The sequence below is a fragment of the Pseudomonas sp. G34 genome, from assembly GCF_031119625.1.
GTDB lineage: Bacteria > Pseudomonadota > Gammaproteobacteria > Pseudomonadales > Pseudomonadaceae > Aquipseudomonas.
In genome coordinates this window covers 282,690-302,988 of record NZ_JAVHZV010000030.1, presented here as the reverse complement: position 1 = coordinate 302,988, position 20,299 = coordinate 282,690, and the positions used below count along the sequence as shown (strand labels likewise).

At 65.1% G+C, this 20,299-nt stretch carries 25 protein-coding genes; 12 read left to right on the top strand and 13 right to left on the bottom strand.

The window, feature by feature from the left end; genetic code table 11:
• Positions 1 to 29 precede the first annotated feature (29 nt).
• From QYS36_RS22965 to sutA, 4 genes are all read left to right on the top strand, one after another.
• Complete coding sequence (locus tag QYS36_RS22965) at positions 30 to 1,346, top strand: ammonium transporter (RefSeq protein ID WP_308841676.1); 1,317 nt, start codon at positions 30 to 32, stop codon at positions 1,344 to 1,346.
• Between the two features lie 119 nt (positions 1,347 to 1,465).
• Complete coding sequence (locus QYS36_RS22960) at positions 1,466 to 2,719, top strand: ammonium transporter (RefSeq protein ID WP_308841675.1); 1,254 nt, start codon at positions 1,466 to 1,468, stop codon at positions 2,717 to 2,719.
• A gap of 130 nt (positions 2,720 to 2,849) precedes the next feature.
• On the top strand, positions 2,850 to 3,275 hold the full coding sequence (locus QYS36_RS22955) for a secondary thiamine-phosphate synthase enzyme YjbQ (RefSeq protein WP_308841823.1): 426 nt from the start codon (positions 2,850 to 2,852) through the stop codon (positions 3,273 to 3,275).
• 76 nt (positions 3,276 to 3,351) lie between these two features.
• A complete protein-coding gene (sutA, locus tag QYS36_RS22950; RefSeq protein ID WP_308841674.1) occupies positions 3,352 to 3,672 on the top strand; it encodes a transcriptional regulator SutA in 321 nt (106 codons plus the stop codon).
• A 152-nt stretch (positions 3,673 to 3,824) separates the two neighbouring features.
• On the opposite strand, the gene QYS36_RS22945 is transcribed toward sutA, so the two are convergent.
• The 6 genes from QYS36_RS22945 to QYS36_RS22920 are packed head-to-tail and all read right to left on the bottom strand — an operon-like array spanning position 3,825 to position 8,387.
• Complete coding sequence (locus QYS36_RS22945) at positions 3,825 to 4,520, bottom strand: HAD family hydrolase (protein ID WP_308841673.1); 696 nt, start codon at positions 4,518 to 4,520, stop codon at positions 3,825 to 3,827.
• Positions 4,517 to 5,419 (bottom strand): tyrosine recombinase XerC, encoded by a 903-nt coding sequence (xerC, locus tag QYS36_RS22940; protein WP_308841672.1) that lies wholly within the window; start codon positions 5,417 to 5,419, stop codon positions 4,517 to 4,519. Before xerC ends, QYS36_RS22945 begins: the two co-directional genes overlap by 4 nt.
• A 57-nt stretch (positions 5,420 to 5,476) precedes the next feature.
• Entirely contained in the window at positions 5,477 to 6,172 is a 696-nt protein-coding gene (locus QYS36_RS22935; RefSeq protein WP_308841671.1) for a DUF484 family protein, read from the bottom strand.
• Positions 6,169 to 6,999 (bottom strand): diaminopimelate epimerase, encoded by an 831-nt coding sequence (gene dapF / locus QYS36_RS22930; protein ID WP_308841670.1) that lies wholly within the window; start codon positions 6,997 to 6,999, stop codon positions 6,169 to 6,171. The genes QYS36_RS22935 and dapF overlap by 4 nt, the downstream gene beginning before the upstream one ends.
• 5 nt (positions 7,000 to 7,004) lie before the next feature.
• Positions 7,005 to 8,252, bottom strand: a complete 1,248-nt coding sequence (gene lysA, locus QYS36_RS22925; RefSeq protein ID WP_308841669.1) for a diaminopimelate decarboxylase — start codon at positions 8,250 to 8,252, stop codon at positions 7,005 to 7,007.
• A 9-nt stretch (positions 8,253 to 8,261) separates the two neighbouring features.
• Positions 8,262 to 8,387 (bottom strand): lipoprotein, encoded by a 126-nt coding sequence (locus QYS36_RS22920; RefSeq protein WP_308841668.1) that lies wholly within the window; start codon positions 8,385 to 8,387, stop codon positions 8,262 to 8,264.
• 180 nt (positions 8,388 to 8,567) lie between these two features.
• Here QYS36_RS22920 and cyaY point away from each other — a divergent pair, with 180 nt between their 5' ends.
• The 3 genes from cyaY to rnk all read left to right on the top strand — a co-directional run bounded on the left by cyaY (position 8,568) and on the right by rnk (position 9,636).
• Positions 8,568 to 8,900, top strand: coding sequence for an iron donor protein CyaY (gene cyaY, locus QYS36_RS22915; RefSeq protein WP_308841667.1), 333 nt, complete (start codon positions 8,568 to 8,570; stop codon positions 8,898 to 8,900).
• Complete coding sequence (locus tag QYS36_RS22910) at positions 8,890 to 9,096, top strand: DUF1289 domain-containing protein (RefSeq protein WP_308841666.1); 207 nt, start codon at positions 8,890 to 8,892, stop codon at positions 9,094 to 9,096. The genes cyaY and QYS36_RS22910 overlap by 11 nt, the downstream gene beginning before the upstream one ends.
• Before the next feature lie 132 nt (positions 9,097 to 9,228).
• Positions 9,229 to 9,636 (top strand): nucleoside diphosphate kinase regulator, encoded by a 408-nt coding sequence (gene rnk / locus QYS36_RS22905; protein WP_308841665.1) that lies wholly within the window; start codon positions 9,229 to 9,231, stop codon positions 9,634 to 9,636.
• Between the two features lie 94 nt (positions 9,637 to 9,730).
• On the opposite strand, the gene QYS36_RS22900 is transcribed toward rnk, so the two are convergent.
• The 3 genes from QYS36_RS22900 to QYS36_RS22890 form a co-directional block, all read right to left on the bottom strand.
• On the bottom strand, positions 9,731 to 12,571 hold the full coding sequence (locus QYS36_RS22900; RefSeq protein WP_308841664.1) for a class I adenylate cyclase: 2,841 nt from the start codon (positions 12,569 to 12,571) through the stop codon (positions 9,731 to 9,733).
• 104 nt (positions 12,572 to 12,675) lie between these two features.
• A complete protein-coding gene (locus tag QYS36_RS22895; RefSeq protein ID WP_308841663.1) occupies positions 12,676 to 12,921 on the bottom strand; it encodes a TIGR02647 family protein in 246 nt (81 codons plus the stop codon).
• A gap of 99 nt (positions 12,922 to 13,020) precedes the next feature.
• The gene (locus QYS36_RS22890) at positions 13,021 to 13,296 is read right to left on the bottom strand and encodes a hypothetical protein (protein WP_308841662.1); all 276 of its coding nucleotides are present in this window, start codon (positions 13,294 to 13,296) and stop codon (positions 13,021 to 13,023) included.
• A gap of 161 nt (positions 13,297 to 13,457) precedes the next feature.
• Here QYS36_RS22890 and QYS36_RS22885 point away from each other — a divergent pair, with 161 nt between their 5' ends.
• Positions 13,458 to 14,219: an IclR family transcriptional regulator gene (locus QYS36_RS22885; RefSeq protein WP_308841661.1), complete on the top strand. Its 762-nt coding sequence runs from the start codon at positions 13,458 to 13,460 to the stop codon at positions 14,217 to 14,219.
• Between the two features lie 60 nt (positions 14,220 to 14,279).
• Positions 14,280 to 14,903, top strand: a complete 624-nt coding sequence (locus QYS36_RS22880) for a 2-dehydro-3-deoxy-6-phosphogalactonate aldolase (protein WP_308841660.1) — start codon at positions 14,280 to 14,282, stop codon at positions 14,901 to 14,903.
• Between the two features lie 27 nt (positions 14,904 to 14,930).
• Here QYS36_RS22880 and QYS36_RS22875 read toward each other — a convergent pair whose 3' ends face one another.
• The gene (locus QYS36_RS22875; protein WP_308841659.1) at positions 14,931 to 15,173 is read right to left on the bottom strand and encodes a DUF4282 domain-containing protein; all 243 of its coding nucleotides are present in this window, start codon (positions 15,171 to 15,173) and stop codon (positions 14,931 to 14,933) included.
• 202 nt (positions 15,174 to 15,375) lie between these two features.
• Here QYS36_RS22875 and QYS36_RS22870 point away from each other — a divergent pair, with 202 nt between their 5' ends.
• Positions 15,376 to 16,041: a glutathione S-transferase gene (locus QYS36_RS22870; protein WP_308841658.1), complete on the top strand. Its 666-nt coding sequence runs from the start codon at positions 15,376 to 15,378 to the stop codon at positions 16,039 to 16,041.
• Here the strand turns inward: QYS36_RS22870 and QYS36_RS22865 are convergent, their stop codons facing one another.
• The 3 genes from QYS36_RS22865 to argH are packed head-to-tail and all read right to left on the bottom strand — an operon-like array spanning position 16,042 to position 18,211.
• Positions 16,042 to 16,521 (bottom strand): GNAT family N-acetyltransferase, encoded by a 480-nt coding sequence (locus QYS36_RS22865; protein WP_308841657.1) that lies wholly within the window; start codon positions 16,519 to 16,521, stop codon positions 16,042 to 16,044.
• Between the two features lie 44 nt (positions 16,522 to 16,565).
• Positions 16,566 to 16,781, bottom strand: coding sequence for a hypothetical protein (locus QYS36_RS22860; RefSeq protein WP_308841656.1), 216 nt, complete (start codon positions 16,779 to 16,781; stop codon positions 16,566 to 16,568).
• Positions 16,782 to 16,816: 35 nt separating this feature from the next.
• Complete coding sequence (gene argH / locus QYS36_RS22855) at positions 16,817 to 18,211, bottom strand: argininosuccinate lyase (RefSeq protein WP_308841655.1); 1,395 nt, start codon at positions 18,209 to 18,211, stop codon at positions 16,817 to 16,819.
• Between the two features lie 219 nt (positions 18,212 to 18,430).
• On the opposite strand from argH, the gene QYS36_RS22850 reads away from it, so the two are divergent.
• Both QYS36_RS22850 and QYS36_RS22845 read left to right on the top strand, forming a co-directional pair.
• Positions 18,431 to 19,507, top strand: a complete 1,077-nt coding sequence (locus tag QYS36_RS22850; RefSeq protein WP_308841654.1) for a sensor histidine kinase — start codon at positions 18,431 to 18,433, stop codon at positions 19,505 to 19,507.
• Positions 19,504 to 20,250, top strand: a complete 747-nt coding sequence (locus tag QYS36_RS22845; RefSeq protein WP_308841653.1) for a LytTR family DNA-binding domain-containing protein — start codon at positions 19,504 to 19,506, stop codon at positions 20,248 to 20,250. Before QYS36_RS22850 ends, QYS36_RS22845 begins: the two co-directional genes overlap by 4 nt.
• Positions 20,251 to 20,299: the final 49 nt, after the last annotated feature.

Here is a 20,299-nt window from a genome sequence, read left to right as displayed (position 1 = left end):
CCACCCCCAATCGTCCCAGGAGTTAAATCATGACTCTGCGAAAAATCGCAGGGCTTGGAGCCCTTTTGTCCCTGTTTTTCCCAAGCCTGGTTCTGGCTCAGGAAAAAACGCTGAATTCCGGTGATACGGCCTGGATGATGACCGCCACCGCCCTGGTGCTGTTCATGACCATTCCAGGCCTGGCGCTGTTCTATGCGGGCATGGTGCGTTCCAAGAACGTCCTGTCGGTGATGATGCAGTGCTTCGCCATCACCGCGCTGATGAGCCTCCTGTGGTTCGCCTATGGCTACAGCCTGGCGTTCGACACCACCGGGATGGAAGCCGGGGTGACCAACTTCAGTTCCTTCGTGGGTGGTCTGGGCAACATGTTCCTCGGCAACCTGACCAAGGAATCGCTGACCGCGGCCTTTCCGGAAAGTGTATTCATCACCTTCCAGATGACCTTCGCCATCATCACCCCGGCGCTGATCGTCGGTGCCTTCGCCGAGCGCATGAAGTTCTCCGCGATGCTGGTGTTCATGACGGTGTGGTTCACCCTGGTCTATGCGCCGATCGCGCACATGGTCTGGGGCGGCGATGGGGCACTGATGTGGGACTGGGGCGTGCTCGATTTTGCTGGTGGCACCGTGGTGCACATCAACGCCGGTATCGCAGGCCTGGTGGCGTGCATCGTGCTCGGCAAGCGCAAGGGCTATCCGAGCGTGGCCATGGCACCGCACAACCTGGGCTATACCCTGATCGGTGCGGCAATGCTGTGGGTTGGCTGGTTCGGCTTCAACGCCGGCTCCGCGGCCGCTGCTGACCAGACCGCCGGCATGGCCATGTTGGTTACCCAGATCGCCACCGCCGCCGCTGCCCTGGGCTGGATGTTCGCCGAGTGGATCACCCACGGCAAACCCAGCGCACTGGGCATTGCCTCGGGTGTGGTTGCCGGCCTGATCGGTATCACCCCGGCTGCCGGTACCGTCGGCCCGATGGGGGCGATGATCATCGGCCTGTCGGCGGGCGTGATCTGCTTCTTCTGCGCCACCAGCCTCAAGCGCAAGCTCGGCTACGACGACTCGCTGGACGTGTTCGGCGTACACGGCGTGGGCGGCATCGTCGGCGCGCTGCTGACCGGCGTGTTCGCGGCACCTGCCCTGGGCGGCTTCGGTGAGGTCGAGAACATCGGCCTGCAGCTGTGGATCCAGTTCAAGGGCGTCGCCTTTACCGTGATCTACACCGGCATCGTCACCTTCGTGATCCTCAAGGTCATCGATGGCGTGATGGGCCTGCGGGTCAGCGACGAAGACGAGTCGGTCGGCCTCGACCTGGCTCAGCACAACGAGCGTGGCTACATCCTGTAAGTACCCGTGGCCCGCTTTCTGTGGCGGGCCGACAGCACACGGAGTGCGCCCGGAGCCAACCCCGGGCGCCTCGACCGCACAGCGCATCCTAGTGCGCAACGGCCAGAGGTGAATAAATAATGGACAACACAGCATTGACTGCTTTGCAGTACGGTTTCGATACCTTCTACTTCCTGATTTGCGGCGCCTTGGTGATGTGGATGGCCGCGGGTTTCGCCATGCTCGAAGCGGGCCTGGTGCGTGCCAAGAACACCACCGAGATCCTCACCAAGAACGTGGCGCTGTTTGCCATCGCCTGCATCATGTATCTGCTGATCGGCTACCACATCATGTATTCCAGCCCCGAGGGCGGCTTCCTGCCGAGCCTGGGCTGGCTGATCGGTGATGAACACAGCGTCGAGTCCGTGCTGGCCGGTGGCGAAGACGCGCCTTATTACGCCGCGCGCTCGGATTTCTTCTTCCAGATCGTGTTCGCTGCTACCTGCATGTCGATCGTTTCCGGTGCCGTCGCCGAGCGCATGAAGCTCTGGTCGTTCATCGCGTTTGCGGTGGTGATGACCGCCTTCATCTACCCGGTGCAGGGCTTCTGGAAATGGGGCGGTGGTTTCCTCGATGCAGCGGGTTTCCTCGACTTCGCCGGTTCCAGTGTCGTCCATATGGCCGGTGCTGCCGCTGCCCTGGCCGGAGTGATGCTGCTCGGCGCGCGCAAGGGTAAATACGGCGCCAATGGCCAGATCAACGCCATCCCCGGTGCCAATCTGCCGCTGGCAGCGTTGGGCATGTTCATCCTGTGGATGGGCTGGTTCGGCTTCAATGGTGGTTCGCAGTTGAAGATGAGCACCATCGAGGATGCCAACGCCGTCGCTCAGGTGTTCGTCAACACCAACATGGCAGCCGCTGGCGGTCTGATCGCCGCGCTGATCGTGGCACGCATCCTGTTCGGCAAGGCCGACCTGACCATGGCCATCAACGGTGCGCTGGCCGGTCTGGTGTCGATCACCGCCGAGCCGCTGACCCCAGGCGCGTTGCAGGCCACCCTGATCGGCGGCGTAGGCGGCGTGCTGGTGGTGTTCGCCATTCTCGCCTTCGACAAGATCAGGATCGATGACCCTGTCGGTGCCATCTCCGTGCACGGCGTGGCGGGTATCTGGGGCACCCTGGCGGTTTGCCTGACCAACCCGGAAGCCAGCCTGGGGGCGCAACTGCTCGGTATCGCCAGCATCTTCGCCTGGGTGTTCATCGCCAGCCTGATCATCTGGAGCCTTATCAAGGCGGTCATCGGCCTGCGGGTTTCCGAGGAAGAAGAGTACGACGGCGTGGATCAGGTCGAGTGCGGCATGGAAGCCTACCCCGAGTTCACCAGCAAGAAGTGATGGCTGCGGGCGATAGCCCGATGCGTCATCACTAAAAATGATGCCGAACAACAGCAAAGGGCGCTCAGGCGCCCTTTGCTTTTTTGTCCGGCACGCTAGAATGCGCGCGTTGAAAAACGAGGCGACGAGCATGTGGCAGCAACGGCTGATCACCCTGCGCCCACGGGCGCGAGGCTTTCATCTGGTGACCGATGAATTGCTGGATGCATTACCGGAACTGGCGAGCTACAGGGTGGGTCTGTTACACCTGTGGCTGCAGCATACGTCGGCGTCTCTGACCGTCAACGAGAATGCCGACCCTGCGGTGCGCCGCGACTTCGAGCGCTTCTTCCGCCGTCTCGTCCCCGAGGACGCGACCGGTTACGAGCACTGTGATGAAGGCCCGGACGATCTGCCGGCGCACTTCAAGGCGAGCCTGCTCGGTGTTCAGTTGCAGCTGCCCGTGAGTAATGGACGCTTGGCGCTGGGTACCTGGCAGGGGATCTATCTGGGCGAACACCGCGAACACGGTGGTGCCCGACGTGTGCTGGCAACCTTGCAAGGTGCGGCAAATTGAATTTTTTCCAGCCGTTCGGCAACGTCGAACGACTGGGCTATAACTAACCTGCTTTTCGCAAGTCATGAGGCTGAACATGAGCGACGAAGAACTGGAACAAGACGAGCTGGAAGGCGCAGACGAGGACGACGGCGAGGAGCTGGCGGCCGCTGATGGTGATGTTGCCGATGACGACAGCGAATCCGATAGCCCTACGCCTGCCAAGGGCAAGGCCAAGAAGGCTGTTGAAGTCGAAGAGCTGCCGAGCATAGAAGCCAAGCAGAAGGAGCGCGATGCCCTGGCCCGCGCCATGGAAGAGTTCCTGTCGCGCGGTGGCAAGGTTCAGGAAGTGGAGCCCAACGTGGTTTCCGATCCGCCCAAGAAGCCTGACAGCAAGTACGGCAGTCGCCCCATCTGACGCGAACGCTGGATTTGAACGCCAAAGCCCGCCTGAGAAGGCGGGCTTTTGCGTATTGGCGTATGCAGCGTTCGGGGGTGCAAACATGATTGGGTGGGCTGAAGCCTACCCTGCGACCCGTCACCTGTAGGGTGGGCTTCAGCCCACCGACGCTATGCCCAGCGCTGCAGCAGCGCCGGCAGTTCGCCCAGGCTGCGGATCTGCGCGTCGGCTTGTCTCTCGCCAGTCCACGCTTTGCCCTCCGGGTTGAACCACACGGCGCGCCAGCCGGCTGCCTGGGCACCGGCGATATCGTCGCCGGGGTGATCGCCGATATGCACGGCCTGCTCGGCACTCATCCCCGAGCGGGCAAGTGCTTCCCGGAACGGCTTGGCGTCAGGTTTGCCGACGCCCAGTTCCTCGGCGCAGAGAATCAAGCTGAAGTAGTCCGCCAGGCCGAGGCGGCGCACATCGGCATTGCCGTTGGTGATCACCCCCAGGCTGTACTGGTTGGCCAACAGCTCCAGGGTGGTGACCGTGTCGCTGAAGAAGGTGATGGCGTGGCGCGCTTCGAGCATCGCCTGGAAGGCGCCTTCGGCCAGTTGCGCGGCTTCTTCGGGGCCGTGGCCGACGCCTTCCAGCGCATGGCGAAGGGTGCGTCGGCGTAGCTCGCTGAGACGGTATTTGAGGCCCGGTTCGGCCTCCAGCAGGCGGCCGCGAACCTGGCCCAGATGATCCACCGGCTGGCTGGCCAGGCGTGGCGCATGCTGGCCTATCCAGTCACGCATCGCGGTTTCGGCGCCAAGAATCACCGGGCGGTTGTCCCACAGGGTGTCATCGAGGTCGAAGGTGATCAGGCGGATGCTCATGAATCCTGTTCCTTGCGGCGCTTGGCCCTTGGGTGAGCGCTGTCGTAGACCTTGCTCAGGTGCTGGAAATCCAGGTGGGTGTAGACCTGCGTGGTGGCGATATCGGCATGCCCGAGCAGCTCCTGCACGGCGCGCAGGTCCTGGGACGACTCGAGCATATGGCTGGCGAACGAGTGGCGCAGCATATGCGGGTGAATATGCTGGCCCAGCTCGCTGATGCCGGCCTGGCGCACCCGCAGCTGCACCGCACGGGCGCCGATGCGCCGGCCCTGGCGGCTGATGAACAGCGCACCATCGGCCGGGTTGGCCAGGGCGCGCATTGGCAGCCATTGCTGCATGGCTTCACGGGCCTTGCTGCCCACCGGCAACTCGCGCACCTTGTTGCCCTTGCCGTTGACGCGCACCAGGCCGGCCGGCAGATCGAGGCCGTCGAGGTTCAGCGCGACCAGCTCCGACAGACGCAGGCCCGAGGAGTAGAACAGCTCGAGCATGGCGTGATCGCGGCGGGCAATGAAGTCATCTTCCTGGGCGCCGTCGAGTAGTTGGGTGGCGCGATCCACATCCAGCACCTTGGGCAGCCTGCGCTCGCCCTTGGGCGGCGTCAGGCCGGTTGCCGGGTCGTGTCGGCAATGACCTTCGCGGATCAGGTAGCGGTACAGGCCGCGGGTGGCCGAGAGCAGGCGGGCAAGGCTGCGCGCCGACTGGCCCTGCTTGTGCAGGCGCGCGACCTGGCGGCGCAGGCGGGCAATGTCGAGCGCCGCCCAGTCGGCCAGGCCTTCCTGCTCACAGTAGGCGAGCAGCTTGTGGAGGTCGCGGCGATAGCCATCCAGGGTGTGGGCCGACACCTGCCGTTCGCTGCGCAGGTGTTCGAGGTAGGCATCCAGGTGGGCGGCGAGCATCAAAGGGGCGGCTCCATGGCAAGAGGGCGCAACGCCTGCGCCCTTATGGACGGCGCGTTACCTGACCGAGCGCAGCGGCGCGGAGAAACGCGGCAGTACCCGCGACAGCACTTCGGCGATATAGCCGAGGAACAGCGTGCCCAGCGAACTCTTGTAATGCTGCGCGTCGGCGCTGCCGATCGCCAGTACGCCGTGCAGGCCCTGATAAGACAGGCCCACCACTGCCGCCGAGCCGACGTCGGCGCCGGCCTCACCGAACAGGAAGTTCAGCTCGTGCTCGCGCAGTACGCCACAGATGGTCTTGCCGCCCGCCAGCAGGCCACCGATGGCCTGGTGAGCCTCGGCGCTGCTGACGCTACGGCCAACCGGCAGCGGCGTGTCGCTGAACAGGATCAGGCCCACGAACGGCACCTGGAATTCCCGGCGCAGGCTGTCTTCCACGCAACTGACCACTTCCTCGAGGCTGCTGGCATCCATCAGGTCGAGCACCAGGCGGCGGGTCTTGTCGAACAGCCGGTCGTTGTCGCGGGCCACGTCCATCAGGTGCGCCAGGCGCTGGCGCATCTCGATGTTGCGCTCGCGCAGCAGTTTGACCTGGCGCTCGACCAGCGACACGGTATCGCCGCGCTGGTGCGGAATGCGCAGCTCGGGGATCAGCTCGTCGTGGTCGATAAAGAACTCGGGGTGCAGGCGCAGGTAGGCAGCGACCGTTTCCGAGTCCAGGGGCTTGGGCGAATCCTGCTGGTCAGTCATAGGCGAACCTGTCCTTCGTACACGCGCACGGCGGGGCCGGTCATCATAACGGGCTGGCCAGGGCCTGCCCACTCGATGTGCAGCTTGCCGCCCGGCAGCTCCAACTGTACGGGCGAATCCATCCAGCCCTGGCGAATGGCCGCGACGGCTGCGGCGCAGGCGCCGGTGCCGCAGGCCTGGGTTTCCCCGGCACCGCGCTCCCAGACGCGCAGGCGCGCGCGCTGGCGGTCGATAACCTGCAGGAAGCCGACATTGACCCGCTGCGGGAAGCGCGGGTGATGTTCCAGCTTCGCGCCCAGCTGATGCACCGGCGCGCTGTCGACATCATCGACGCGCAGCACCGCATGGGGGTTGCCCATGGACACCGCAGCCAGCTCATGGCTCTGGCCATCGACGTCGACGGCGTAGCTCAACGCTTCGGCATCGGCCTGGAAGGGGATCTGCTCGGGCGCCAGGCGCGGTGCGCCCATGTCCACGGTGATCAGCCCATCGGCGCGCACGTTGAGCTCGATGATGCCGCCCTTGGTTTCCACACGGATGTGCTTCTTTACCGTCAGGCGCTTGTCCAGCACGAAGCGGGCGAAGCAGCGCGCGCCGTTGCCGCACTGCTCCACTTCGCTGCCGTCGGCGTTGAAGATGCGGTAGCGGAAATCCACGTCCGGGTGCTGCGGTGGTTCCACCAGCAACAGCTGGTCGAAACCGACACCGGTGTGGCGGTCGCCCCACTGCTTGGCGTGCTTGGGCTGGATGTGGGCATGCTGGCTGACCAGGTCGAGAACCATGAAGTCGTTGCCCAGGCCATGCATCTTGGTAAAGCGCAATAACATGGGCATCACTCCGGCAGGCGGCTTTCGCCCGCGAAGAGCTCGTCCAGGGTTTCGCGGCGACGCACTTCGAAGGCTTGCTCGCCGTCTACCATCACCTCGGCGGCGCGGCCACGGGTGTTGTAGTTGGAACTCATCACGAAGCCGTAGGCGCCGGCCGAACGTACGGCCAGCAGGTCGCCTTCTTCCAGCACCAGCTGACGATCCTTGGCCAGGAAATCACCGGTCTCGCAGATCGGGCCGACCAGGTCGTAGTTGCGCGCTTTGCCTTCACGGGGCTGCACTGGCGACACGTCCATCCAGGCCTGGTACAGGGCCGGGCGGATCAGGTCGTTCATCGCCGCATCGATGATGGCGAAGTCCTTGTGCTCGGTGTGCTTGAGGTATTCCACCTGGGTCAGCAGCACGCCGCCATTGGCGACGATGAAGCGCCCCGGCTCGAACACCAGGGCCAGGTCACGGCCTGCTAGGCGTTTGCGCACGGCGGCGATGTAGTCGCCGACCTGCGGCGGTTGCTCGTCGCGGTACTGCACGCCGAGGCCGCCGCCCAGGTCCAGGTGCTTGATGACGATGCCGCGCGCGGCCAGCTTGTCGATCAGCAGCAGCAGGCGATCCAGGGCATCGAGGAAGGGGGCCAGCGCGGTCAGCTGCGAGCCGATATGGCAATCGACGCCGATCACTTCGATGTTCGGCAACTCGGCTGCGCGGGCGTAGACCGCCTCGGCCTGCTCGATGTCGATGCCGAACTTGTTTTCCTTGAGGCCGGTGGAGATGTACGGGTGGGTACCGGCATCCACGTCCGGGTTGACCCGCAGCGAGACCGGCGCCTTGACGTCCATTGCGGCGGCGACCTTCTGCAGGCGCTCCAGCTCCACGCCCGACTCGACGTTGAAGCAGTGCACGCCGACTTCCAGGGCCCGGCGCATGTCGTCACGGCTCTTGCCGACGCCGGAGAACACGATGCGGCTCGGTTCGCCACCGGCGGCGAGCACGCGCTCCAGCTCACCGCTGGAGACGATGTCGAAGCCCGCGCCGAGGCGTGCCAGCACGTTCAGCACGCCAATGTTGGAGTTGGCCTTGACCGCGAAGCAGACCAGGTGCGGCGTGCCCGCCAGGGCATCGGCATAGCCGCGGTACTGCGCCTCGATGTGCGCACGCGAGTAGACGTAGGTGGGCGTGCCGAAGCGCTGGGCAATGGCGGACAACGCCACACCTTCCGCGAACAGCGAACCGTCGCGGTATTCGAAGGTGTTCATGGGCGGCCCTTATCTGTCTTGCGAAGAGGCGGACTGGTTATCATCCGGCAGGTACAGAGGGCCTTTCTGGCCGCAGCCGCCGAGCAGGGTGGCAACGGCGACGAGCGCGATGAGGGCAGTGAACAGCCGCTTCATGGTCAAATCCTTGTAATAAAGCATAATTGCCCCCGAGTATACCGACCCCCCGGCATGTTGCCTATGCGCCGGGGTTCCCGTCCGGCGGGGCTTTGCCCTGGCCCGTTGGTGCGTGCCGGCAATGGCGTGCGCGCATTTTGCGGCGGTTCGATGCAGCTGAATTTTTATGAGGTAAGTGCAATGAGTTTGAGCGAAGCCCGTTTCCACGATCTGGTCGATGCACTGCAGCAGGCGCTCGAAGACATCTTCGACGACAGCGACCTGGACATCGACCTGGAGAACTCCGCGGGCGTGCTGACGGTGCGCTTCGACAATGGCTCGCAATTGATCTTCAGCCGCCAGCCGGCGCTGCGTCAGCTGTGGCTGGCGGCCCGCTCCGGTGGTTTCCACTTCGACTACGACGAGGACAACCAGCGCTGGATCTGTGACAGCAGCGATGAGCTGCTCAGCGAAATGCTCGAGCGCATCGTTGCCGAGCAGTCGGGCGCCAGCCTCGAGTTCGATGACATCTGAAGTAGCTGGCGCTGAGCCGCGCCAGGCTGGCGCGCTTGTCGCCTCGCCCTGTCGGCGGCGTTGCTGCCTGAACGAGGCCGAGCGCTGCCTGGGCTGTGGGCGCCTGCTGGCGGAAATCCTCGAATGGGGCCAGGCCAGCGATGAGCGCCGGCGGGTTATTCGCGCCCTGGCCGAGCAGCGTCTGGCGCTCGGCTGAGCCGGCTCTTGTTTATTTGGGTGGCTGTGGTACGGTCAGCCCAGCTTCTACAAAAAGAGCTTCTGCAAAAACCCCGTCTTCTCGATGGGGTTTTGCTTTTTTGGCGTCCAGCAAAGGAGATATGCCCGCACCATGGCCAGTACAACGTCCATCACCATTACCCGCCTCGATCTGCAGCGCCTGGAGCAGTTGCTCGACGGCCTCGATGATTTCGGGCCGACCGCCGAGGCCTTGCAGGCCGAGCTGGATCGCGCCGAGGTGGTCGGCCACGACCAGATTCCGGCCGGGGTGGTGACCATGAATTCGCGCGTGCATTGCCGCGAGGAAGGAAGTGGCAAGGACTACCACCTGACCCTGGTCTACCCCCAGGACGCCGGCGGTGAAGGCAAGGTATCGATCCTTGCGCCGGTGGGTGCGGCTCTGCTGGGCCTCAGCGTTGGCCAGCATATCGACTGGCCGGTACCTGGCGGCAAGGTGCTCAAGCTGACCCTGCTGGCAGTCGAATACCAACCGGAGGCCGCTGGCGAATACACTCGCTGAGGCTGTTTGCGGTACCTGGCTCGGCCCCCTGCCGAGCCAGTCGTCTGTCATCGGGCCAAGCGTGGCGGCCCGCCGTCTTGCACCCGGCAAGCGGTTACAGGGTACGCAGTGCGCTGTTCAGCGCCTCTTCAAGGCTGGTCTTGTAGCGCAGGTAATGCACCACCGAGGGCTGTCGCCCGCCGAGCAGTGCGGACAGATCCAGGTCGGTGATGTAGCAGGGGTAGGGCTGCTCTTCGCGGCGTTGGGCGAGGATGTGCCTGGCCACGCTGGCGAACAGGTTTTCACCGTACTCGAGCTCGGAAAACTCCCGATGATTGCAGAACAGGCTGACGTAGGCGCGTGCGCCGCCCCCCGGCTCGACGATGGCCTGCACGTCATAGAACGGCTGGCTCACATCGTGCAGCGGTGCCGGGCGCGATTCCACGCGTTGCGCGCGTAGCGGTGCCGCGGGCAGCAGCTGGTAGTAGAAGATCTCCAGTGGCTGCTGCGCGGCTTCGAACGCCTGGGCGGCGTCGCGCCGATACAGCAGCGATTGCAGAAAACGGTGCAGTGGCGTCAGCAGGCTGCTTTCGTTGTGGAACGGCGCCTGGCTGCGCCACAGCGCGCCACATTCGTCCAGTACGCTGATCTGCGCCTGGCCGTCCGCTTCATCGAGGCGGTAGAACACCTGGATGCACGCCGGGCGCCCGGCCGCGAGGATCAGCGCCAGGTCTTCACCTTCCAGGGCGTGGCGGTCCAGGCGCAGCGGGCTGTACTCGGCGCGATCCTGAGCCAGGTGTTCGAGCAGCGCAGGCAGATCGTCGAGCATGCTGTGGCGGACGTTGCCGGGCGCCAGGTCGAGCAGGTGATAGCGGCGGGCGATCTGCAGTAGATAACGCTGTCGCTCGCCGCTATCGAGCGATTTGGTCAGCTCGCTCAGCAGGCTTTCGACCCGTTCGGCGATGGTCACGGCGCGGTTGCGGCAAAAGCACAGCACCCGCCGGTTGGCGCGCTCGCCGCGGGCCGGCAGCGCGTTGAGCACAGCGCGCAGGCAGTCGAGCAGGGCGGTGGGGCCGTCGTAGCGCTCGACCAGCAGTTCGTTCCAGCTGTTGAGGGTGATCCGCTCCAGCGTCAGCACCAGGTTGTCGCGCACGCCCGAATAGCCCAGCGGGTCGGTGCGTTCGCTGGTCATGTGCAGGTTCATCTGGCTGTGCTGCTTGAGCGGATCGACGCCGACGTTGATCAGCAGTAGTTCCTCGACCGGCCGCCGTGGGCGCGCCAGGGCGGCCTCGGGCACGCTTGCCAGTGGCATCGGCAGGGCTTGCGCCAGGCAGCCGAGCAACTGGCTGAGCTCGAACTCGCCGAGGTCGCTGTCGCCCGGGTGCAGCGACAGGTGCGTGCCACTGTCGATCACACCGTTGCGGTGGCTCCAGGCGAGCAGCTCGATCAGGCTGCGGGCCTGGCGCAGGGGCGCGAAATCCTGCCATTCCTGTGCGCCGAGGCTGCCGTTGTACAGGGCCCAGCGCTCACCTTTGGGCGCGGGGTTATGCACCAGGGTCAGGGTGTCTTCGCCGAGATCCGGGGCGATGCCCGGGTTGATGAATTCCACCTTGCCGGCCCGCCGTTCGAAGGCGGCATACAGGCGCCGGCCCAGCACGGCCAGGTCACGGTTACTGGCCGCCACGCCCTCGGGACGATGGCGGGCGAACCGCGACAGGAAGCGGTAGCTGTAATTGAGTTCGTTGACCAGTGCCTGGCGCTCGGTACTGACCTGGCGAACCTTCCACTGGCTGCGGCTGTCGAGCAGGATCAGCTGGCGTTCGCCCCAGCCCCACTCGCCAGTGAGGCGCTCGAGCAGCAGGCGCTGCCAGCTCTTTTCGCGGTGCCGCGGCGGCTTGCTGATCTTCTTGTTGACCTTCAGGTACAGGCAGCGCCTGACCAGTTCCAGGCGCTCGCTTTCGCCGCGCGCCTGCAGGTATTCCTCCAGGCGGCGGTAGATCAGCACGTAGGGGTCCAGCTCGTCGAGGTCGAGCAAACCGTCGTAGACCGCCTGCTTGAAACGCAGCGACAGGCAGCGCACCTCGGGGTGTTCGCTGGCGTAGACCTCGGTGAGCAGCAGCTTGAGCGCCGATTTGTAGGGCGATTCGATGCCCTTGAACAGCTGCCACATGCCGGCGCCGAGAAACTCGCCGGCCGGTACCCGGGCCAGGTGGCCAAGGTCGAGCACGTCCTCGCCACGGATGAAACGCTTGCTCAGCAAGGCCTCGGTGACATGGGCATAGCGATGCTCGTCGCGAGCCGGCACCAGCCACCACAGCGGCGTACGCCCGGCCAGCCAGATCGCCGTGCGGTAGAACTCGTCGAGGAGCAGGACATGCTGGGTGGTGCCGCAGTCGTCCGAGGTCAGCCGCGCGTCCCGTGCGCCGCTGCGAAAGCGCTCGGGGTCGATCAGGAAGAAGTGCGCCTCGGCGCCCTGGCTGGCCGCCCAGCTCTGCAGCAGGTCGCACTTGCGGCGCAGGGCTTCGCGCTCGCCCTCGTCGAGTTCGCTGGCGTGGCAGACCCACAGGTCCATGTCGCTCTGCTCGGCCTGGGCCAGGGTACCCAGGCTGCCCATCAGAAACAGGCCGTGGATGGGCGTCGGCGCTGGCGCGCGCGGCGGCTTGTAGGCGAAGGAGCGGGTCAGCCGCTGGGCTTCGGCCAGCAGTTCGGCAGTTGGTTCGAAATGGGCCAGCCCGGCCGGCGCCTGCGCCGACACGTAGCCTGGCAGCAACGGATGATTGACGTGAAGCAGCAGCGGCAACAGCGTCAGCACCCGTTGCTGGCGACTCGACAGCGCCTGCATGGCGCGCTGCAGACGGCCGTGGTTGATGCGCATGAAGCGCGCGCGCAGTTGCGTCAGCACCTTGCGGTCGATGCCGTCATCGATATCGGGTCGCAGGGGAAGGTGGCGCGTCATGCTCGGACTCGGCCGGGTGATGAGCAAGCCTACAGGCGCCGCACGCCCGCTCGCAATGGCCGCCGAGAGGCCTGCCGCCTGATGCGGCAGGCACGATCAGGCGTTCAGCGTGGCTGGGCGGTGGTGAGAATGGTTTTCAGGCTTTGTGCGTGCTCGGCGGCTTCATGGCCGAGGCGGGTCAGATAGCCGCCATCGGGAAGGGTGATCAACGCTTTCTCGTGCAGGCGCCCGGCAGCGGCGACCGCGGACGAGGCGGCGTCGTGGTGAATCTTCAGGCCCTCCTGGCCATTGTCCAGGTTGAACAGCAAAAGAATTTCCAGTTCGGCGACCAGATCGGCATTAAAGACCATGGTGACTCCTGCCTGTTGTTGTGGTGTACGGCGTGGGCCGTGGCTCGCGGGGTCATCCCGCAGACCCAGTGTAGTCAAACGGGCGGCAGTTCGCCGCGGTCAGTCTTCCTCGGGCAGCGTCGGCAAGGCGCGGAGCAGTTGCTCGTAGCGCTCGGCATCGAACGGGCGATCCTCGCGCAGCATGGCATCCACTTCGTGAGCCAGCACCATGGCCATCATCTCCACGCTCTCCTCCCGCTCATGGCCGATCAGCGTCAGCTTGTTCAGCACCGCCTGGGCAAACGCCGGCTCGCCGGATTCCAGCTGGTTCTCGATGGCCTGCACCAGGGTGTTCTCGGTGAAGCTGTCGTCGTCATGCTCGTCGGCGGTACTCATGGGGCAGTCCAGGGTCGGTGGAAAGTGGCCAGTGTAGACAGGGCAGCCGGGTGCTGGCCATGCACAATTGCCGCACGGCGTAGCTCCCGAAATATGGGAGTCTGTTTCTCATGTTGAGAATTGCCCGCGGCGCGGCTACAGTCACTGGCCTGGAGAACGCCATGCTAGAACCTTACGACAAGCCGGCACCCGCGGGGGCCCAGGCACTGTTTCGCGGACTCGCCGTCCTCGATGCCGTGGCCCAGGGTGCCAGCAGCCTGGCCGACATCGGCGCGACCATCGGCTGTACACGCAGCACCACCCATCGACTGATCGCCGCCCTGGTGCAGGCCGGTTATCTGCGCGCCCTGGGCGGCAGCAGCGGCGGCTATCAGCTCGGCCCCAGGCTCATCGAGCTCGGCTACCAGGCTCGCGCGCAGATGCCGCTGGCGAAGCGGGCACATCCGCACCTCGAACACCTGGCGCGGCACACCCAGGATACCGTGCACCTGGGCGTGCGTGACGGCGCCGAGGTGTTGTACATCGACAAGTTGCCGGGCAGCCGTGGCCTGGAAATGCGCTCGCGTATCGGCCTGCGCATGCCGCTGGCGCTGACCGGTATCGGCAAGTCGCTGATGCTCGACCTGTCGGAAAGCGAATGGCTGGCGCTCTACCAGCAGGCCGATGGCCTGTCCTGGACGCGCTTCCGCGAGCAGATGAGTGATTACGCCCGGGGTGGCTTCAGCGTCGATCTCGAGGAGAACGAGCTGGGCATTCGCTGCGTCGCCGCGCCGATACGGGAAGCCGGTGGGCAGATCGTCGCGGCCCTGAGCGTCGCCAGCGCCGTGCCCTACATGCCGGAAGTTCGCGTACAGGCCCTGGGACCCGCAGTGGTTGCCTGTGCGCACGCCATCTCGGCCGAACTGGGCTGGCGATCATCATGACCTGAACGGTCTGGCGATGCCTGTCACCAGGACACCATCACGCCCCGAGGAGGGCCAACAATGTCCGATTCATACCTGCAGCAGCTGCCGCTGATCGCCATCCTGCGTGGCGTAACCCCCCAGGAAATCGTGCCCGTGGGGCGGGCGCTCTACGAGGCCGGTTTTCGAGCCATCGAGATTCCGCTGAACTCGCCCGAGCCGCTGCACAGCATCAGCCTGCTGGCGGCCGAGTTGGGTGATCGTGCACTGATCGGTGCGGGCACGGTGCTCAGTGTTCAGCAGGTCGAGGAAGTGGCCCAGGCCGGTGGTCGGCTGATCGTCTCGCCGAACTGCAATGCGCAGGTGATTCAGGCGAGCCGCAAGCTGGGGGTGTTCAGCGCACCGGGGGTGGCAACGCCAAGTGAAGGCTTCGCTGCGCTGGAAGCGGGCGCCCATGTGCTCAAGCTGTTTCCGGCCGAGCAGTTCAGCCCGCAGATCGTCAAGGCCTGGCGCGCGGTGTTCGCCAGGGACATCGCGTTGTTGCCGGTGGGCGGCATCACGCCGACTAACATGGCGCCCTACATGGATGCTGGCGCCAGTGGCTTCGGGCTGGGCTCGGCGCTGTACAAGCCCGGCATGGGGGCCGCCGAGGTGGCGCGCAATGCGGCCGCCTTCGTCAGCGCCTGGCAGGCGATCCAGCGCTGAACCGAGTCGCCTGAGCTGCGCCAGGGGTCAGGGGCGGTTGGCGATCTTCTGCAGGTTCTCGTGGATCTTGAACAGCACGATCATCAGCTCGCAGCCGATGCGCGCGCCGATGGCGCCGCCGATCAGGGTGCCCAGGCCGCCGAGGAAACTGCCATAGGCGCCGAACATCATGGTCACGCTGCTCACCACCACGCTGAGCAGCATCAGCCAGTAGACGAAGGTGATGATTTTCGGGGTGAGCATCGCGTCGAAGAAGAACAGGTTCTTCATGGGGTAACTCCATTCCGTGGGTTGGCAAATGCCCGGCCGTTCGCGCCTGCCAGGCGCAACCCGAGGCGCCGGGCGGGCGCAGGGTAGCAGCCGCCACGGGCTGCGGCCAGTTGTCCGAAATGCCCCTGGCGAGGCCGGGCGAATGCCGCTAGCGTGTAGCCTCTGGCCGATAGCCCGGCCTGCCTATCAGAGGGGAAAATCCATGCTCAGGCTCCATGGCTTCGGCGTCAGCAACTATTACAACATGGTCAAATTCGCCCTGCTGGAAAAGGGCCTGCCGTTCGAGGAAGTGCAGGTTTTCAGCTCCCGCGACGAGGCCTTTCTGGCGATCAGCCCGCGTGGCAAGGTGCCGGTGCTGCAGTGCGAGCACGGCTACATCAGCGAGACGTCGGCGATTCTCGAATACCTCGAGGCGCTCGGCCAGGGGCCGGCGCTGCTGCCCAGTGGCGCCTACGAGCAGGCGCGGGTGCGTGAACTGGCCAAGCACATCGAGCTGTACATCGAGCTGCCGGCCCGCGCCTGCTATGCCCAGGCGTTCTTCGGCCTGCAGGTCGACCCGGCGATTCAGGCCAAGAGCCGTGAGGAGCTGTTGGCCGGTATCGACTCGCTCAAGCGCCTGGGCAGGTTCTCGCCCTATGTGGCGGGCGATAGCCTGAGCCTGGCCGACCTGTATTTCCTGTACAGCCTCGATCTCGCCGCTGCCGTGGCGCACAAGGTGTTCGCCATCGACCTGCTGGGCGATTTCCCAAAAGCCAAGGCGCTACTCGAGCATTTCGCCGCGAACCCCAATGTGCAGCGCATCGCGGCCGACAAGGAGGCGCTGATGGAGCCGTTCCTGGCCCACATGAAGGCGCGCTTCGGCAACTGATCAGCCGGCGGCGAAGCTCGTCAGGGCTTCGCCGGTCAGGCGGTAGCCGATCCACTCGTTCTGTGGCTTGGCGCCGATCGATTCGTAGAACTCGATGGCCGGGGTGTTCCAGTCCAGTACCGACCACTCGAAGCGCCCGCAACCGCGCGCTACCGCCAGCTTGGCCAGGTGGCGCAGCAGCGCCTTGCCGGCGCCGACGCCGCGTTGCTGCGGGGTGACATAGAGGTCTTCCAGGTACAGGCCGTGCTTGCCCAGCCAGGTCGAGTAGTTGAAGAAATACACCGCGTAGCCGATCGGCTCGCCATCCAGTTCGCAGATCAGGCCATGGGCGGTGCCGCCCTCGGCGAACAGGCTGCTCTCGATGCCGGCGACATCGGTCTTCACCTCGTGCTCGGCCTTCTCGTAGATGGCCAGGTCGGTGATGAAACGCAGGATCAGGGCGGCGTCTTCGCGTACGGCAGGGCGGATGGTTAAGAGCATGCAGATGTCTCTTGGCAGTGTTCAGCTATAAGTGACGAGCCACGTCAGGGGCAGGCCGACCAGGCAAACAAGCCGAAAGCCGCGACCCAGGCGCTGCGCGTACCCATTGGGTCATCTATGCGTAACGGCAGGTTCGGGTAGCGGCCCAGGGTCAGCAGCCTGAGTGCCAGCCAACCGCTGGTGTAGAAGACGTAGCCGATGAGGATTTCAAGCGCGAACTCGGCAAATAGCGCCAAGCCGCGCAGCAGCAATTCGGGCATGGGAACTCCTTTTCCCGTGTCTCGCCGAGGCGTACTTAGCGGCCAGCCAGCAGCTCCCGACCGCGAGCCACCGCCGCACGCACCTGAGCCGGTGCGGTGCCGCCGATATGGTTGCGGGCATTCACCGAGCCTTCCAGGGTCAGCACGGCGAACACATCCTGCTCGATCTGCTCGCTGAACTGGCGCAGTTCGTCGAGGCTCATCTCGGCCAGGTCCTTGCCGCTGTCCACGCCGTATTTCACCGCGTGGCCGACGATCTCGTGGCAGTCACGGAACGGCAGGCCCTTGCGCACCAGGTAGTCAGCCAGGTCGGTGGCGGTGGAGAAGCCGCGCAGCGCCGCTTCACGCATGATCGCGTGCTTGGGCTTGAGCGCCGGAATCATGTCGGCGAAGGCGCGCAGCGAATCGCGCAGCGTATCGGCGGCGTCGAACAGCGGTTCCTTGTCTTCCTGGTTGTCCTTGTTGTAGGCCAGCGGCTGGCCTTTCATCAGGGTCAGCAGGCCGGTCAGGGCGCCGAACACGCGGCCGGTCTTGCCACGTACCAGCTCGGGCACGTCGGGGTTCTTCTTCTGCGGCATGATCGAGCTGCCGGTGCAGAAACGATCCGGCAGGTCGATGAACTGGAACTGCGCGCTGGTCCATAGCACCAGCTCTTCGGAGAAGCGCGACAGGTGCATCATGGCGATGGAGGCGGCGGCGCAGAATTCGATGGCGAAGTCGCGATCCGACACGCCGTCCAGGGAGTTGCCGCCCACCGCGTCGAAGCCCAGCAGCTCGGCGGTGATTTCACGCTGGATCGGGTAGGTGGTGCCGGCCAGTGCAGCGCTGCCCAGGGGCATGCGGTTGGTGCGCTTGCGACAGTCGACCAGGCGCTCATGGTCGCGGCTGAGCATCTCGAACCAGGCCAGCAGGTGATGCCCGAAGGTCACCGGCTGGGCGGTCTGCAGGTGGGTGAAACCGGGCATGATGGTCTCGGCTTCACGCTCGGCCTGCTCCAGTAGGCCCTGCTGCAGGCGGGTGATCTCGGCGAGGATCAGGTCGATCTCGTCACGCAGCCACAGGCGGATGTCGGTGGCCACCTGGTCGTTGCGCGAGCGGCCGGTGTGCAGCTTCTTGCCGGTTACGCCGATGCGGTCGGTCAGGCGTGCCTCGATGTTCATGTGCACGTCTTCGAGGTCGACACGCCAGTCGAATTGACCGGCTTCGATCTCGCTCTGGATCTGCGTGAGGCCGTCGATGATCGCGTCGCGCTCAGCATCGGTGAGCACACCGACCTTGGCCAGCATGCTGGCATGGGCGATGGAGCCCATGATGTCGTGGCGGTACAGGCGCTTGTCGAATTCCACCGAGGCAGTGAAGCGGGCGACGAAGGCGTCGACGGGCTCGCTGAAGCGGCCGCCCCAGGACTGGTTGGTTTTCTCTTGGCTCATGAATAGGACTCGGCTGTAGGCGTATTCGGACGGGGCAAGGCGGCCCGTCATGGCGGAAAAGTGTGCCGATGATAACAGACCCGGCACCCTGCGCAGCGGCCGGTGCGAGTGTCGCCTGGGTCACAGTTTCACCCCTTGGCCATGGGTTTGCGCGGCTTATTTCGCCTGTGCGCCATGGCCTCTCTTGCTGGTTGCGCAGCGCCCGCCGAAACTGCAGCGATGAACGACCAACGCAAGACCTCGACCCCTGCGGCGCCGAACGATTTCTTCGTGCCCGAACTGTGCCAGCCCGAAGCGCTGCTCAGCACCGTGCTGCTCGCCGAACTGCTGGTGCTGGTACTGGTGCTCGCCGAGCCGATGCTGCCCGGTTTCGACTGGGTACGCCTGGCGCTGACCTCGCTGTTCGTGCAGTGGATCGTGCTGCTCTCGTCGGCGCTGCTGTGCCGCCTGCGGCCGCTGCTCGCGCGGCTGCCGGCGATGTGGGCGGGCGCGGCCTGCTGCGCCCTGGTGGTGGGGCTGACCCTGGGCTGCACGGCGGTGGCCGACTACTACGACCTGGGTGGCCCGCTGCCCCACGAGGGCGAGGTCAACCTGTACCTGCGCCATGCGCTGATCAGCCTGATCATGTCGGCGCTGCTGCTGCGCTATTTCTATCTGCAGAGCCAGTGGCGGCGTCAGGAGCAGGCCGAGCTGCGCGCGCGCATCGAATCGCTGCAGGCACGTATCCGCCCGCACTTCCTGTTCAACAGTTTGAACAGCATCGCGAGCCTGGTTGTCACAGATTCTGCCAGGGCGGAACAGGCGGTGCTGGATCTCTCCGACCTGTTCCGGGCAAGCCTGGCCAAGCCCGGTAGCCTCGTCAGTTGGAGCGAGGAACTGGAACTGGCACGGCGGTACCTGTCGATCGAGCAATACCGGCTTGGCGAACGGCTACAGTTGCAGTGGGATGTCGACGATGTGCCTGCTGACCTGCCGATTCCCCAGCTGACGCTGCAGCCTTTGCTGGAGAACGCTCTGATCTACGGTATCCAGCCACGTATCGAGGGGGGACTGGTGCAGATATCAGCCACATACAACGATGGTGTATTCCATCTCAGCGTCTGCAATCCCTATGAGGAAGGCGGCGCGCCCATGGCCTCGCGCGGCACGCACCAGGCACTGGCCAACATCGATGCACGGCTTGCGGCGATTTTCGGCCCGCAGGCCAATCTCAGCGTGGAGCGCCGTGATGGCCTTCACTACACCCGTCTACGCTACCCATGTGCAAGACCCATGCAGGAAGCCAGATCATTATGAATGTCTTGATCGTTGATGACGAACCCCTCGCCCGTGAGCGCCTGAGCCGAATGGTGGCCGCGCTGGATGGCTATCATGTGGTCGAGCCCTCTGCGAGCAATGGCGAGGAGGCCTTGGCGCTCGTCGAGAGCCTCAAGCCCGACGTCGTGTTGCTCGATATCCGCATGCCAGGCCTCGATGGCCTGCAGGCCGCTGCCAAGCTCTGCGAGCGCGATGCGCCGCCAGCGGTGATCTTCTGCACCGCCCACGACGAGTTCGCGGTGGAGGCGTTCCAGGTCAGCGCGGTGGGCTATCTGGTCAAGCCCGTGCGCCCTGAACACCTCGAGGACGCGCTGAAGAAAGCCGAGCGTCTCAATCGCGTGCAACTGGCCGCGCTGACCCGGCCGGCAGCGGAAAGTGGCGTTGGCCCGCGCAGTCATATCAGCGCGCGGACTCGCAAGGGCATCGAGCTGATTCCCCTGGACGACGTGATCTATTTCATCGCCGATCATAAATACGTGACCCTGCGTCACGACGGTGGCGAGGTACTGCTCGACGAGCCGCTCAAGGCCCTCGAGGATGAGTTCGGTGATCGCTTCGTGCGTATCCACCGCAATGCCCTGGTGGCGCGCGAGCGCATCGAGCGCCTGCAGCGCACCCCGCTGGGCCACTTCCAACTGTATCTGCGAGGGCTCAATGGCGATGCCCTGGTGGTCAGTCGCCGTCATGTGGCGGGTGTGCGCAAGCTGATGAACCATATCTAGTCGCCGCGCCGTGAGTAGGGCGAAGGGTCGCAGCCGGCTTCGGGTAGGC